At 67.4% G+C, this 15,085-nt stretch carries 12 protein-coding genes; 6 read left to right on the top strand and 6 right to left on the bottom strand.

Features of this window, described 5'->3' with window-relative positions:
* Window positions 1-14: 14 nt before the first annotated feature.
* Window positions 15-884 (top strand): NYN domain-containing protein, encoded by an 870-nt coding sequence (locus tag IPF49_10850; protein ID MBK6288112.1) that lies wholly within the window; start codon window positions 15-17, stop codon window positions 882-884.
* A gap of 104 nt (window positions 885-988) precedes the next feature.
* Here the strand turns inward: IPF49_10850 and IPF49_10845 are convergent, their stop codons facing one another.
* From IPF49_10845 to recC, 4 genes are read right to left on the bottom strand one after another with little or no spacing between them, the layout of a single operon-like run.
* The gene (locus tag IPF49_10845; GenBank protein MBK6288111.1) at window positions 989-1,405 is read right to left on the bottom strand and encodes a hypothetical protein; all 417 of its coding nucleotides are present in this window, start codon (window positions 1,403-1,405) and stop codon (window positions 989-991) included.
* Window positions 1,406-1,432: 27 nt separating this feature from the next.
* Window positions 1,433-3,283: an exodeoxyribonuclease V subunit alpha gene (gene recD, locus IPF49_10840; GenBank protein MBK6288110.1), complete on the bottom strand. Its 1,851-nt coding sequence runs from the start codon at window positions 3,281-3,283 to the stop codon at window positions 1,433-1,435.
* Window positions 3,280-6,768, bottom strand: a complete 3,489-nt coding sequence (gene recB / locus IPF49_10835; GenBank protein ID MBK6288109.1) for an exodeoxyribonuclease V subunit beta — start codon at window positions 6,766-6,768, stop codon at window positions 3,280-3,282. Before recB ends, recD begins: the two co-directional genes overlap by 4 nt.
* Window positions 6,765-9,983 carry an exodeoxyribonuclease V subunit gamma gene (gene recC, locus IPF49_10830; GenBank protein ID MBK6288108.1) on the bottom strand — a complete coding sequence of 1,073 codons (3,219 nt, stop codon included), beginning with the start codon at window positions 9,981-9,983 and terminating at the stop codon, window positions 6,765-6,767. Before recC ends, recB begins: the two co-directional genes overlap by 4 nt.
* Window positions 9,984-10,163: 180 nt before the next feature.
* Between recC and IPF49_10825 the strand changes: the two genes are divergently transcribed.
* The 4 genes from IPF49_10825 to IPF49_10810 all read left to right on the top strand — a co-directional run bounded on the left by IPF49_10825 (window position 10,164) and on the right by IPF49_10810 (window position 12,247).
* Window positions 10,164-11,069, top strand: coding sequence for a prenyltransferase (locus IPF49_10825; protein ID MBK6288107.1), 906 nt, complete (start codon window positions 10,164-10,166; stop codon window positions 11,067-11,069).
* 11 nt (window positions 11,070-11,080) lie between these two features.
* Window positions 11,081-11,461 (top strand): MmcQ/YjbR family DNA-binding protein, encoded by a 381-nt coding sequence (locus tag IPF49_10820; GenBank protein ID MBK6288106.1) that lies wholly within the window; start codon window positions 11,081-11,083, stop codon window positions 11,459-11,461.
* Window positions 11,462-11,681: 220 nt separating this feature from the next.
* Window positions 11,682-11,930, top strand: coding sequence for a hypothetical protein (locus IPF49_10815; GenBank protein MBK6288105.1), 249 nt, complete (start codon window positions 11,682-11,684; stop codon window positions 11,928-11,930).
* A gap of 104 nt (window positions 11,931-12,034) precedes the next feature.
* Window positions 12,035-12,247, top strand: a complete 213-nt coding sequence (locus tag IPF49_10810) for a hypothetical protein (protein MBK6288104.1) — start codon at window positions 12,035-12,037, stop codon at window positions 12,245-12,247.
* 3 nt (window positions 12,248-12,250) lie between these two features.
* Here the strand turns inward: IPF49_10810 and IPF49_10805 are convergent, their stop codons facing one another.
* Window positions 12,251-13,039 carry a 3'(2'),5'-bisphosphate nucleotidase CysQ gene (locus IPF49_10805; GenBank protein ID MBK6288103.1) on the bottom strand — a complete coding sequence of 263 codons (789 nt, stop codon included), beginning with the start codon at window positions 13,037-13,039 and terminating at the stop codon, window positions 12,251-12,253.
* Window positions 13,036-13,596 (bottom strand): ADP compounds hydrolase NudE, encoded by a 561-nt coding sequence (nudE, locus tag IPF49_10800; protein MBK6288102.1) that lies wholly within the window; start codon window positions 13,594-13,596, stop codon window positions 13,036-13,038. Before nudE ends, IPF49_10805 begins: the two co-directional genes overlap by 4 nt.
* Before the next feature lie 113 nt (window positions 13,597-13,709).
* Between nudE and IPF49_10795 the strand changes: the two genes are divergently transcribed.
* Entirely contained in the window at window positions 13,710-15,080 is a 1,371-nt protein-coding gene (locus IPF49_10795) for an FAD-binding protein (GenBank protein ID MBK6288101.1), read from the top strand.
* Window positions 15,081-15,085: the final 5 nt, after the last annotated feature.

Genomic DNA, 15,085 nt, shown 5'->3' with positions numbered 1-15,085 from the left:
AATGGAATTGCCTCATGAACGAGAAATCTGCCACCCAGAACATGGCGCTGTTTTGCGACTTCGAGAACGTTGCCCTTGGCGTGCGTGATGCAAAATACGCGGCGTTCAACATCCAGAAGGTGCTCGAACGCCTGCTGCTGAAGGGCAACATCGTGGTGAAAAAAGCCTACTGCGACTGGGATCGCTACAAGGAGTTCAAGAAAGCGATGCACGAGGCGGCATTCGAGTTGATCGAGATCCCCCATGTGCGCATGTCCGGCAAGAATTCGGCCGATATCCGCATGGTGGTCGATGCGCTCGACCTTTGCTACACCAAGTCACATGTCGACATGTTCGTGATCATCAGCGGGGATTCGGATTTCTCGCCGCTGGTGAGCAAGCTGCGCGAGAACAACAAGACCGTGATCGGCGTGGGTGTGAAGAATTCGAGTTCCGATCTGCTGGTATCGGGCTGCGACGAGTTCATCTATTACGACGACCTGGTGCGCGAGCCCGAAAGCAAGCGTCGGCGTCGCCCACGCGCGCCCGCGAAGAAGGCCGCGCGCAAGGAATCCGAGCCGGCTGCCGGCGACGACGGGAGGCCGCCGGTCAACGCGGAGCCGAAGCGCGACGAACCTGCAGATGACAAGCAACAGGAAGCGCTCGACCTGGTAATGGCAACGGTCGAGGATCTGTTCGAGGAGCGCGGCCAGGAAGAAAAGGTCTGGGCATCAATGGTCAAGCAGACGCTGAAGCGGCGCAAACCGGGTTTCAACGAGACCTACCACGGCTTTCGCACCTTCGGCAAACTGCTCGAGGAACTGCAGGCGCGCAACTTGCTCGACCTCGAGCTCGACGAGAAATCAGGCAGCTATATCGTGCGCAGCTTCCACCACGACGAGTAGAAATTCGTGGCGGGAAAATTCGTGCACAACCTGCACGCGGCCAGCAGGACCTGCACCACCAGGATGCGCTTCATCGGATCAACTGCTGTTGCGTATTGCAACACTCAGTGCAGCGAGCCACCGCGCCGCGGTGGCGCGGGCTCTGAATCGCCCGCGTCCTGCTCGCCGGCACCGGCGGCATTCATCTCTTCCTGGGCCAGCTGGTCTAGCACGATACCTCCGACCTGGTCGAGCAGCGCCTGCAGCACCCGGCCCTGCTCATCGGCACCGCGCACATCGAGCGTGTAGATGATCGTGATGAGTGCCTCGACCGCCATCGTCACGCTGGCGGCGCCGGGACGCAGCTCGGGCGAAGCAAGCTGGTGCGACTCGTACTCGAGTTCCTCGACCAGTTGGGCCGCAAGCCGCTGCAGGCTGCAGGCCGGACAGACGCCCTCGTCACCGCTGTGGGCGCGCTCGAGCCGGCGCAGCATTCTGCGCATCTGCACCATGGATAGCCGTCTGCCAGTCGTCTCGCTCATGCCGTTCTCCTTCCGGGGCGCAGGGGATTATACGCGCGCATCGCGGCACTCGGGGCGGGTCAGGCGCTCCCTCAAACCGCTTACGCGTTTGGTCGCGGTGAACCAGCGCTCCTCGAGCCGCGCTTCGGGCAGTATGAAGAGCACACGCCGGCGCGCCCGCGTGATCGCGGTGTAGAGCATTTCGCGGCCCGCCAGGCCCGGCGCACTGGACGGCGGCGGCAGCACCAGGCAAATCTCGTCGAACTCCGAGCCCTGGCTCTTGTGCACTGTCATCGCGAATGCGGTTTCGTGATCAGGCAGGCGCCCGGGCGGCAAGCGTCGCGCGCTGCCATCGGGTGCCCGGAACAACACCTCGTGGTGCCCCTCGAGCCCCGGCACCACCAGCCCGAGGTCGCCGTTGTACAGCCGCAACCCATGATCGTTGCGCGTCACCAGCAGCGGGCGTCCGGCATAGAAAGGGGTGCTGTCATCGATCAGGCCAGCGCTGGCCAGCGTGCGTTCGATCGCGCGATTCAGACCCGCCACCCCGAACTCGCCCTCGCGCAGCGCGCACAGCACGCGAAAACGTTCCTGGAGCGCGAGCAGCTGTTGCGCGTCGGCTCCGGCTCGCAGCGCCCCGAGCAACTCGGTGTAGCCGGCGCGGATTGCCGCCATTTGCGAATCGCCGAGATGTTCTCCGTACACCGTGCGCGCGATGGCCGGATCCGCGCTGTCGAGCAGGGCGTTGGCGCGCTCGCCGTCACCGGCATTGACCGCCGCCGCCAGGCGCCCGATGCCACCGCCGGCATCGAAGCGATAACTGTGACCCAGCAGCGCGATCGTATCCTGCACCGGTGAACACGCTTCTTCCGTCGCAACCACGCAACCTGCGAGCGCCTCGATTTCCCGTGCACGTGCCGCGCTGTAACGACCGGAACCCGTGCACAACGCACCGAACACGCTGCCGGCCTCCACCGCATCGAGCTGCTCGCTGTCGCCGAGCATGACCAGGCGCGCATGCGCCGGCAGCGCGAGCAACAGCGCATCGAGCAGGCGCAGGTCGATCATCGAGGATTCATCGAGCACCACCAGGTCGGCGGGCAGCGGATTTTGCGCATCGTGACGAAAGCCGTTGCTGCCCGCGCCGAGCAGGCGGTGCAGGGTCTCCGCGCCCTGGGGCAGACGCTCGAGCAGCGCTTGCTCGACTGTGCCCGCCGCGCGCATTGCCGCGACTTCGCGCGCCAGCGATTCCCCGACCCGCGCCGCGGCCTTGCCCGTGGGTGCGGCGAGCCGCATCACCAGCGATTTACCCGCGTCACGCGCCGCGGCCGCCAGCAGCACCAGCAATCGCGCAACCGTGGTGGTCTTGCCGGTACCGGGTCCACCGGTGATCACCGCGAAACCGCGGGTCAGCGCAACAATACAGGCAAGCTTTTGCCCGCCGGCGCCGGGCGAGTCCTCGCCAAACAAGCGCCCGAGCAATTCACGCGTTTCATCGCCAGGCAGGTGAGCGCGCGCCGCGAGTTCCAGCAGGCGCGCGGCCACCCGCTGTTCGCTTTGCCAGTAGCGTTGCAAATAGAGCCTGTCGCCATCGAGCACCAGCGGACACGAAGCCATTGCTCCACCGTGCGCGCAGATCGCCGGCTCGCGCGCCAGCGCCGCGCGCAGTGCGGCCACATCGAGCGCCTCGCCGAGTGCCGCAAACGGCTTGCCATCCACCGCTCCCAGGTCCACGCACACATCGCCGTTGCCGAGCGCGATGCTGCAGAGCGCCCCGGCGATCGCGATCGCCTCCGGTTCCGCCACCGCATGGCGTGCCAGTGCGCAGCCAAAGTGGTAATCGATCGCACGGATCAGGCCCTCTGCCTGCAACGCACGCAACCCCTCGCGCGTGATCATGTGCTGCGCCCCGCGAACAACGCATCCAGCGCATCGATCAGTGCCTGCGCGGGCCGCGTGTGGAACACGCCGTAAGCGGCGCCCGCCGCCCGCCGCATGCCGCGCAGGTAGAGGTAGTACACGCCACCCAGGTGCAGGTCGGGATCATAGGCGGCGCCAAGCCGCGCCCGCAGGAAGCGCTGCAGCGCCACGCTGTAGAGCACGTATTGCAGATCATAGCGATGCTCGGCGATGGAGGCCTCGAGCATTGGCGGCGCGTAATCCTCGACGCTGGCACCGAGGTGGTTCGATTTGAAGTCGGCCACGAAATAGCGCCCGCGATACTCGAACACCAGGTCGATAAAGCCGCTCAGCATGCCCCGGATCGTCGCGAAGCCAAGCGCGGCGCCGCGTGCGGCGAGCGGTTCGTGCTGCAGCAGCAGACGGTTGAGTTCGCTTGCGGCGAGCGGCGCGAGCGGCAGCTCGAATCCCATTTCGACGATACGCTGCGCGGCCGACAGATCCGCGAGCCGCAGCGATTCGCCGTCCAGGGTGCAGCCGAGCACATCGTCGATCATCTGCTCCAGTGCCGGCTGCCATTGCGCTTCGCGGGCGCTGCGTGCCAGCGCCGTGGCGATCAGCCCGGCATTGGCGGGCGCCGCGGCCGGTTGCGAGAAATCGACCCGCTCCAGCAAGCCGTGCAGAAAGCTCCCCGCTTCCGCGCCGCGCTCGAAACCGAAAATGCCGCGGTCCCCGCCGTCGCGGCGACTGCGTTCGACACCACCCAGTTCGGGCTGGCGGAATGCGCGCTCGGCGCGTTCGGAGACCGTGCGCACCAGCGCGGAATAGCTGGTGGCACTCCAGTCGCGCTCGATGGCGGCCGTGAACTCGCGCGCTGCAAGCTCCTCTGGCTCTTCCTTTTCCGTGCACGCCAGGGGCAGTGCCGCTTCGGGATCGAACAGGACCGCGCCGGGCAGCGCGATCAGGCGCTCCAGAGCAGCGCGCGCCTCACCCTCCTGCGCACCCAGCAGGTAGCCGAACGCGGTTCTCTCGAGATCGCTCTTCTTCGAGCTGCCGTGCACGATGTCCGCCACGCCGAGCACGCAGCAGTGCACCGCGCGTGTCAGACCGACGTAGAGCAGCCGCATGTCCTCGGCGAGCCGCTCCTCGTCGGCGCGCGCCAGGGAATCCTCATTGCCCTCGAGGTCGTACCGCAAATGCAGGCTCTCGCGATCGTGCCACAACGGCTCGTCGGCCTTGCGGTAGTGCGCCGGAAACGGCAGATACACCACCGGGTACTCGAGACCCTTGCTGGAGTGCAGCGTCACGATCTGCACGCGCCGCGCGTCGCTCTCCAGACGCAGCTGCTGCTCCTCGCGCTCTCCGTCGGGGTTTGCGATGCGCTCCGCTAGCCGCGCGAGCAGTGCCTCGTCACTGTCGAGCGTCTCGCGCTCGGCCTGCAGCAACTCCAGCAGGTGCAGACAGTTGGTGAGCCGCCGCTCGCCATCGGGTTGCGCCAGCACGCGCGCCGGCACCTCGTGCTCGAACAGCAGGCGGCGCAGCGCGGCCTGCACGCCATGCTCGCGCAGGCGCCGGGCATGCACGAAGAAGCGCTGCTGCACCTCGAGCAACGCGCGCTCGTCGCCGAGCAGCGAATCGAGTTCGGCGGCGCCGTAGCCGAGCAGCGCGCAGCCGAGTGCCGCGCGCAGATGGCGCTCGGAGCCCGGATCGAGCACCGCGGCAAGCAGCTGGTGCACATCCAGCGCTGCGGCGCTGCCGAATACACTGTCGCGTCCGCGATACACATACGGAATCGCGTAGCGCTGCAGTTCGCTCGCAAGCGCCAGTGCATCCGGCCAGCCGCGCACCAGGCAGGCGATATCCCCGGCCTCGAGCCGGCGCTCGCCAATGCGCACCGACACATCGGCAAGAAGACCCGCCATATGGCCTGCCGCGAGACGCGCCATCCGCGCGCGATAGTCGCCGGTGCCGATCGGCCTGTCATCGAGATGCGCCAGCAGTTGCAGCGGCGCGAGCGGCTCGCCGTCGCGCGTGAGCGGCTTCGCGTCGGGCCGGTGCGAAGGCCGCACCTCGACATAGGGCATGTCTCCCTTGCCGCGGAACGGATCCTTGTCCTTGCGCAAGCCGAACAGCGCGTTCAGCGACCGTATGAGCGGCTCGACCGAACGGTAGTTGGTATCGAGCGTGTAGCTCTCGCCGGCTTCGCGGCGCACCCTGAGATACGCGTACACATCCGCGCCGCGAAATGCATAGATCGCCTGCTTCGGATCGCCGACCAGGAACAGTCCGGTGCCGGGTGCATCGTAGATGCGCTCGAACACGCACCATTGCAGCGGGTCGGTATCCTGGCATTCATCGATCAGCGCGACCGGGTATTGCTCGCGAATCGCCGCCGCGAGGCGTTCGCCGCCACCCGGCGCGGCCAGGCCTTTCTCGAGCAGACGCAGCAGGTCCTCGTAGCCGAGCAGCCCGGTGCGTTCCTTGAGTTCGGCGAGCCGGGTACGCGCAAGCTCGAGCGCATCGAACAACAGGCGCGCGGACAGCTGGCGACCGGTGTCGAGCACCCGGTCGGCGAGCCGGAACAGATCGAGATCGGGCAGGCTGTTGCCTTTAGCGGCCTTGTTCAGCTGCGATTCGAGGAACGATTGCGAGAGGCCGCTCACAATCATCCGATCGAGTGCGGTCGGCTCCCCGGCCTCGAGCGCTGCCAGGCTGGCACAGAACGCCTCCTTGCCCGACTTGTTGAGCTTGGTGCTTCCCATCACCCCGCGCACACTGCTGCCGTGCGCACGCCACCAGTCCAGAAGCGTGTATTCGCCATCGGCCAGCTCCTGCAACAGCTCGCTCCAGGACGCCGCCGGCAGGTTGTCGAAGCGCAGTCCCTGTTTGCCCAGCAACTGGCGTGCGCGGTCGATGAATTCCCTTGCGCTCGACTCGTCGAGCACCGTGCTCGCCGGCAGCGCGGCGAGCGGGTACACGCGCTCGCGCCACACATCGCGCAATGCCTCCTCGACCACACGGCGGTCATCCTCCGAGATATCCGCGGCGAACGACGCGCCGCTCTCGAAGGCATTGCGTTGCAGCATGCGGCTTGCGAAACCGTGGATCGTGAAGATGCTCGCGAGATCGAGGTCCATTTCCGCCAGCGCGAGGCGGCGATGATCCACGACTCGATCGCTGCTCGCCAGGCGCAATTGCGCGATGAATTCATCCTCGCTGATGCCGGCGTCTTCCTCGAACGCAAGCCGCGCCTCGCGCAGCCGCGCGCGGATGCGTCCGCGCAGTTCCTCCGTGGCGGCGCGCGTGAAGGTCACGATCAGGATCTGCTCGATGCGCCGCGGGTTCACACCCGTGGCGGTGCCGTCGTGTCCGAGCAGCAGGCGCAGCACGATGCTGGTGATCGCGTAGGTCTTGCCGGTGCCGGCGCTGGCCTCGATCAGGCGCCGGCCATGCAGCGGCAAGGTGAGGGGGTCGAGACGATTCATCGCGCATCCTCCGCCAGCGCCTCGGCAAGCGGCATGTAGACGAGCCGCACGAGTTGCGCGAATTCGCCATCGAGCGCGCTTACAGCATCGGGATACGCGCGCGCGATGTAGCGATCCCCGCCTTCGCCGGGGATATCCTTGTAGCCGGTAAACGCGACCCGCGCGGCCTTCAGCGCCTGCTGTTCATCGCCCTTGTCCTGCATGCTCTTTGCCCATGCGAAACCGGATTTCGCGAACAGCGGAAGCGGCCGGCGCATGCCATCGTCGTGCAGCGTGATCAGCTTCGCGAGGTGGGTGCGGGCCGTGTCGGGATCGATCCGCGCGAGCGTGTGCGTGCGCTTGCTGTCGTCCAGCGTGCTCTCACCGTCCAGCACACCACCGGCACACGCGCAAAGGTGACGGATCCAGAACTCCATCAGCGTATGACCGCGCGCTTCCGCCGAAACCGTGAACGCACGCAAGTGTCTGTCGCGTAGCCCGCCGATGGTGCCGCGCAGCGCGCGCGTGCCGATCGTGAGTTCGACCTCCACGCTGTGCGGCGCGATACACGACCAGGGTTCGATCCGGACGACCAGGCCCTGCACCTTGTCACGTGCGTCGCGCAGCAATTGCAGGCCGGCCTGCCCGAGCGGCAGCTCTCCGCGCGCAAGCAGCGAGTGCTCGGCGGCGCTCGAGTCCGTTGCGCGAAGCGCGGCCTGCACCAGTTCGCCCTTGATCGCGTGCGCCTGCAACGCATCGAGCGCAAAGGGTTCGCAGTCCTGCCCGACTTCGCCAGGTTCCGCGAAACGCACCCCGAAGCGCTCGTTGAAGAACGCCCGGCAGGGGTTGCGATAAAAGCGCGCGAGCGCGTCGAGCGCCAGCGCGGCTTCCGGCAGCGGCGCGAGCGCCTCCGTGCAGAAGCGCAGCTGCTGCCTGCAGGGACGTGCTGCCGGCAGCCACTCGCGCCGGTAGCTGAACATCCCGCTGTCGGGCCGGAAGTACCCGGCGTTGAAAGGCTTGAGATGGTGGCGCCGCGTCAGGGCATCGGCCGCACCCGGCGACCAGTGCCTATCGAGGTAGTCGCGCAACTCGCTCAGTGGCAGCGCGGGTTCGCGCGCCGCGTTGCTGCGCTCGTCGCGCGCGACGTGACTGATGTACAGGCAGTCGCGCGCGGCGATCAGCGATTCGAGAAACAGGTAGCGGTCGTCGTCGCGGCGGGTAGGATCGCCGATGCGCCGGTGCTGTCCCATCAGGTCGAAACCGGGACGCTCGTGGTTGCGCGGAAACGCGTCGGCATTCATCCCGAGCACGCAGACCACCCGAAACGGAATACTGCGCAACGGGGTGAGCTGGCAGAAATTCACGCCGCCGCGCAGGAACTGGTGCGAGCCCTCGGTCACGCCGAGCCGCTCACCGAGCAGCTCGGTGATGAACTCGCGCTCCATGACGCCGCTGAAACCCGATTCATCGAGCAGCTCGAACACCGCCGCGATCACGGCGCGCAGTTCCGCGAGCTCGGCTTCGAAGGCCCGCTGCGGGGCGTAGAAATCCGCAACCAGCATCGCCAGGCTGGCGCGCCACTCAACGACGCTGCGCGGCGCGGGCAGTGCGCGGGCATGGCGCTCCAGCGTCGCGACGAATTCCGCCAGCATGCCGATCCGCTCGCCCGCTTCCGCGCCACCCAGCGCGAGCGGCGCCACATCGCCGAACAGCGCATCGCCGTCAAGGGCTACCCCGAGCAGCATGCGCTCCAGCCCGAAGCGCCAGGTATTGCGCGCGATACCGGGGCCGACGCCCACGCCACCTTCGCCGCCGAGCCCCCAGCGGATACCGCTGCGCACGATCCAGCCACGCACTTCATCGACCGCCGCCTCGTTCAGCCCGAAGCGCGCCGCGATCGGCGGCACGGCCAGCAGCGCGCCGATCTCGCTGGCGCCGAAGCGGCTCTCGGGCAGCGCCAGCAGGTGCAACAGACTCTGGGCGAGCGGGCTCTCGGCCGACGCGGCCCGGTCCGCGATGCTGTAGGGAATGTAGCGCGCGGCGCCACGCATTTCGCCGAACACCGACTCGATGGCGCTCGCATAGAGTGCGATATCGGGCGCCATCACCACCACCTCACGCGGATGCGGCGCGTCCACGGCCGCAAAGCGTGCCAGCAGTTCGTCGTGCAGCACCTCGACCTCGCGCAGCCGGCTGTGCGCCTCGGCGAACAGCAGGCTGGTATCGCCGGCTGCGATGGCGCGCGGCGCTTCGGGCTCCGCGAGCGCACGAATGTCCTGCTGGATCGCGGCCAGAACCGTCGTCGCCTCGCGCGCTGCAAAGCATGGCGTGATATCGCCCGAGGTGTGCTCGAGCAGCAGCTGCAGCTGCTCGCGCCCGAGCCTGCCCCAGGAACCGAGCAGCGCATTGCCGACCTCGGCATGTTCGGCGCGCCGTGGCTCGAGCAGCGCCCAGCGCGCGCGGGTGCGTTCACTGACGGTGTCGCCCCAGAACTCCTCGCAGGGATTGAACTGAAACAGGTGCACCTCGGCATGTGCACCGAGCACCTCGAACAATTCGAGCCACAGCGGCGGCAGGGCACCGAGCCCGAAACCGGTGATTCGCGCCGGCACGCCCGACTGACGCGATCCCGCCCCGCGCAGCGTGTCGATCAGCACGCGTGTGCGCGCGGCGCCGTGGATCGCGCCCGGGTGCTCCCGGTCGATCTGCGCGATCAGCGCACGCCACAGCGGCGCTTGCCAGGGGGCGCCGGACTCGGGGTTGCCGGGTGCCGCGCGTTGCTGCTCCCAGGCCAGCATCCAGTCCGGGCGGTACACCAGATATTGATCGAACAGCGCCGCGATGCGCCGGCTGAGCGCGAGCAGGCGGCGCGGCTCATGCCGGTTCTCGAGATAGGCGCGCACCTGGGCGAAGCCCGGTTCGGCGAGCAGCGTCGGCAGCAGGCGCAGCAGCCGCAGCGCGAGCTGTTCCTTGGCATAGGCGTGGTCGACCGTGGCATCGCCGCCGGAGAGCACCGTGCCCGCGAGCCGCGCCACGAACGCCGCGGGCAGGTCACTGGCGAGATGCGCGGCCACGCCGAGACGCGCCGCGATTCCCTGACGCAGCCACTTGGCCATGCCGACGTTCGGCACCACGAGGAACTCCGGCACCAGCGGCGGTGGCGGGTCCTCGGCCAGCAGCTCGCAGGCCAGCTCGCGCAGAACCTCCATGTCATTGCCGTGATACTGGTGCAGCATCGCGTCGCGGGCCCCGGATTGGTCGAAGCCGGATTGTGACGCAGCGCGGCGCGGGGCGATAGCCGCCCGGCGTGTGCAGTGTGATGGCCAAGGGCTTATGCTCTGGACACGCCGTGCGTGAGCGAAAGGCCCGCGATGTACCCTGCCTCTGGCGGCGCGCAAGGGAATGGAGGAATCGACATGAGTTTTGGCGCCGGCCTCTGGCGGCTCGCGGACCCCAAGGTCTCGCTGGCCTCATTCGCCTCGCTGTTCCTGGGCCTGGCGGTTGCCGGCGCGCGGGCGCCGCTCGCCTGGGGCTGGCTGGCGCTGACCGTCGCCGGCATCTTTGCGGTGGAGGTCGCGAAAAACGCCTCCGGCGAGGTCTTCGATTTCGACAGCGGGGTCGACCAGGCGGTGAGCGACGAGGATCGCAGCCCATTCTCCGGCGGCAAACGGGTACTGGTCGATGCGCTGCTCACCCGCCGCCAGACCTGGGGCATCGCGCTCGCGGGCTACGCGCTCGCGAGCGCGGCTGGCCTGGCGATCTGTACATTACGCGAACCACGCGTGCTGCTGCTCGGCCTCGCCGGCATGGCACTGGCATTCTTCTACCACGCGCCACCGCTCAGGCTCGCGTACCGCGGTTGCGGCGAGTTGGCGGTCGGCATCGCCTACGGGCCGCTCATCGCGCTCGGCGCATTCCTGGTGCAGACCGGCGCCACGGACGCCACGCTGGCGTGGCTCTCGCTGGCGCTGGGACTGCTGATCGCGGCGTTCCTGCTGATCAACGAATTTCCGGACTACCGCGCCGATCGCGCGGGCGCCAAGCGCAACCTCGTGGTGCGCCTCGGACGCGGGCGCGCGGCGCGCCTCTACCTGCTCCTGGCCGGGCTCGCATACCTGGTACCGGTGTGGCTCACGGCCACGCAGGCAAAGCCCTGGCTGCTCGGCGCGCTGCTGGGGCTACCCGCCTCTTGCTGGGCGGGCGGGCGCCTGCTGCGCGAGTCCGCCAACACCGCGCGGATCGTCCCCGCGCAGGCCGCCACCCTGATCGCATTCCTGCTGTTCGCGCTCGGTGCGGGCAGCGGTTCGTTGCTGGGGGGCTGAAGCGCACACGCATGGATTACGACGCCGCCCGCAATTACCTGCTCACGCGCCCCGAGGCCTTCGAGGACTACCCGTTCGGACCGGAGGTGGCGGTTTACAAGATCCGCCGGCGCATGTTCGCACTGCTCGTCACCCGCGACGGCAACTCGCGCATGAACCTGAAATGCGATCCGCTCGAGGCGCAGTTCCTGCGCGATATGTTCGAGTCCGTGAAAGCCGGCTACCACATGAACAAGACTCACTGGAACACCGTGATCCTCGACGGTTCGATCCCGCGCGGCGAGCTCGAGCGCATGATCGACCGCTCATACGGGCTGGTGGTGCGCCGACTGCGCAAGGCTGATCGGGTGGCGCTGGAGACGCTTTACGGCAGCGAAGCGATCTATCGGTAGGCGCCGGGAGCCGCGGCAGAAGCCTTCGGGCCAACCCGGTCCGGATCATGAAATCGCGCGGCAATCAGTGATGCATTTCCCATATGTCGTGGCTTCTGCGGATTTTTTCCACAACATATGGTAGCGGTGCACGGAATCTTGCACTAGGCTTCAAGCAGCTTGCGCATCTCCGGATACGCTCTATACTGTACGTAAACACAGCATGTATGGAATTACAGCCATGAAGTCCAGTAACAGCTTTTTTGTTCAGGTCGACCAGGCCGAGTTCAAGCTCCGGCTGGATCGTTGCTCCGATCTCGATATCCGCCGCAAAGCCTACGAGACCGTGATCTACGACCGCGCCGGCGACATCCTCGGGATCCTGCACGCGGCGTCCATCGACGAGAAGGGCCGCTGCCACCCGACCGAGTATTACCTGCGCCGGATCGACCCGCCGCAGCGGCAGCGCCATTCGCGCCTGGTGGCCTGAGCCGGCCCACGCCGGCGGACGAGCGTGATTTTTGCGGATTGCGCCGGTTCCGGGGCCGGCGGTTCCTATGATTGAGGGCGTCAGCACCCACAACGGTGGCGCCCATGCATCTGCCCGCACCCCCCGAGACGTATTTCAGCGACCATGGCAAATGGTATTTTCACACCCATGACAGCGTGATGGGGCCGTTCCACGACAAGGCCGAAGCGCAGATGGCGGTGTTGTATTTTCGCCAGCGGATGAAATGGCCCAGCGCGCGCCAGCTTCACGAATTCATGGACATCGGCCTGCCAACACGACGCGACAACCATTCCTGAGTTTCAGGTGTCGAGCAGCGCCCGCCAGTCGAAACGCGGGTCCGCTACCGCCACAAAATCCTCGTTGTACCAGCCCGGCGACTCGTCATATCGGTAGCCGCTCCACGTGCGGTCATACACCGCCCCGCCCGCCGCCTCGAGCACCGCCTGCCCCGCCGCGCTGTCCCAGCCGCAACTCGGCGACCAGCGCGGATAGAGGTCCGCTTCGCCCTCGGCCAGGCGACAGAATTTCAACGCCCCCGGCAGGGCTTCAATGCGATGCGCCGCAAAGCCGCGCTCGAGCGCTGCCACGAACGAAGCCGGCAACGCGGCACGCTCGCCGGGACTGACCAGCACCAGCGGCGCCTCGCCGATGACTCGCGCCGCGAGCGGCACACCGTTGCGCCAGGCGCCGCCTCCGCGCAAGCCCCAGTAGGTGGCGCCGACCAGCGGCGCATGGACCACCCCGAATACCGGCTCGCGGTTCTCGACCAGGGCCACGTTCACAGTGAACAGTTCACCGCCACGCAGGAACTCGCGCGTGCCATCGAGCGGGTCGACCAGCCAGAACCGCGTGGCCCCTCCGGCATGCTGCGCTCCTTCCTCGCAGATAACCGGCAGCGCGGGATCGAGCGCCCGCAACCGCTGCCCGACGATGCGGCTGGCCTCACGGTCGGCGGCACTGACCATGCTGCCATCGGGCTTGCGCTGGATCGTGTATCCACCCACCTCACGCGCCGTGCAAATTGCCGTGCCCGCCGCGCTGCAGGCCGCGAGCACCGCCTCCAGCCAGCCCTCCGGCAGGTAGTTCACGCGGCGGCATTTCCGCGCAGGCGTTCACGCGCCAGGAACAGCGCGGCTACCGCGTAGGCCTCCTGAAGCTCCCTGCGGGCCTGCAGCGCAAGCAGTTCCTCGAAGCCGTGCCAGCACACCTGCGGTGGCTCCGGCTCGTCGCCGGGCAGCTTTTTCTCGAACAGCTTGCGCGCCAGCACGATCGTGATGCGGTTGCCCATGTAGGACGGCGACAGCGCCATCTCGCTCAGCACCTCGAGTTCGTGGGCGCCAAAACCTGTCTCCTCCATCAACTCGCGGTTGGCCGCATCGAGCACGGATTCCTCCTCCTGCAGCGCCCCTTTGGGAAACGACAGGTAGTAATCCCCGATCCCGCCGCCGTACTCGCGCACCAGCAGCAGGCGGTCGTCGGCGCCCACCGCCACCACCATTACCGCCCCGTGAAAGCCCGGGTTGAGCCGCTCGTAGGTGCGCTCGACGCCATTGCCGAAGCGCAATCGCTGCTCCTCGACATGAAACAGGCGGCTGTGCGCAACCCAGCGGGAATGCAGGATTTCGGGTTTCTGGTATTCGCTCATCGGAAATATCGGGTCGCGGAATCGAAGCCCGCACACTACACGTCACCAGGGCCGCGCGCAAAGCCGTGGCGATTGCTATGATCGCGGTCCAGCGCCGCGCCATGGAACACGCCATGCAGCCTCCACACCTGACTCGCCGCCACCTGCTGCAGCAATCCGCCATTGCGCTGCTCGGTGCCGGCATCCTCGGCAACCGGGCGGGCGCCCAGGCTCGCGGCTGGAACAACTGGTCAGGCAACCAGAGCGCCACGCCCGCGGACATCCTGTATCCGGGAGACGAAGCCGAGCTGTGCCGCATGCTGGCCGGCGCCGACGCGCCGGTGCGTGCATTCGGCGGCAGTCATTCGTTCACCCCGCTGGTGCCAACCACCGGCACCCTGATCTCGCTCGAGCGCATGGCGGGGCTGATCGGGCACGATGCCGCCACCCAGCAGGCTACCTACGGCGCCGGCACACGTATCGGGCTCGCCAGCCAGCTCGCTGCCGGTATCGGCCAGAACCTCCGGAACGAGCCGGATATCAACCTGCAATCGTTGGCGGGCGCGATTGCCACCGCCACGCATGGCACCGGTGCCACGCTGCAAAGCCTGTCGGGTTATGTGCGCGCCCTGAAACTGGTGCTGGCCGATGGCAGCGTGGTCAGTTGCTCGGCGCAGCAGGATCGCGAGCTGTTCGATGCGGCCCGCGTCTCGCTTGGTGCACTCGGCATCATTACCGAGATCACGCTGCAGAATCGCCCGGCCTACCGGCTGGCGGCCGAAACGCAGGTGATGGATATCGCCGCCGCCTGCGATCTGCTCACCGCGCGCCGCGATCTCGACCGCCATATCGAGTGCTTCGTGTTTCCGTACGGCGATACCGCGATCGTGAAGCGGATGAACATCACGACGGACGCAATCACGCCGCCGACAGAGCCCTCGATCGACGAGGACGCGGTGCTGGAATTCGCGGCCGAGACCGTGCGCCGGCTGCCGTTCACGCAGGGCCTGCTGCAGCGGCTGGTCGCGGCCTTTGTCCCGCACTCGAACAGCGTCGGACCCGCCGAGCGGATCTTTCCGAGTCCGCGCCTGTTGCGCTTCAACGAGATGGAATACACCGTGCCGATGGAACGTGGCATGGAGTGCCTCGAGGAGCTGATCGCGGTGATGCGCGGCCTCGACATCGGGGTGTTTTTCCCGCTCGAGTTCCGCTACATCGCCGCCGACGACACCGCGCTCGGGATGTGCAGCGAGCGCGCCGGCGCCGCGATTTCCGTGCACCAGTATCACCGCCAGGATTACCACGAGCTGTTCGCCGCACTGGAGCCGGTATTGCGCAAATACCAGGGACGTCCGCACTGGGGCAAGCTGCACACCCTGCAGGCCGCCGAGTTGCGCGAGCTGTACCCGCGCTGGGAGACATTCCTCGCGGTACGGCGCCGGGTGGATCCGCACGCGCGCTTTCTGAACCCCTATGCAAGCACGCTGCTTGGCGTGCCCGCCTGAGCACC

Source organism: Gammaproteobacteria bacterium (assembly GCA_016705365.1).
GTDB lineage: Bacteria > Pseudomonadota > Gammaproteobacteria > Pseudomonadales > UBA5518 > UBA5518.
Note: the sequence above shows the minus strand (reverse complement) of the source record. Positions and strands in the feature narration are given on the sequence as shown.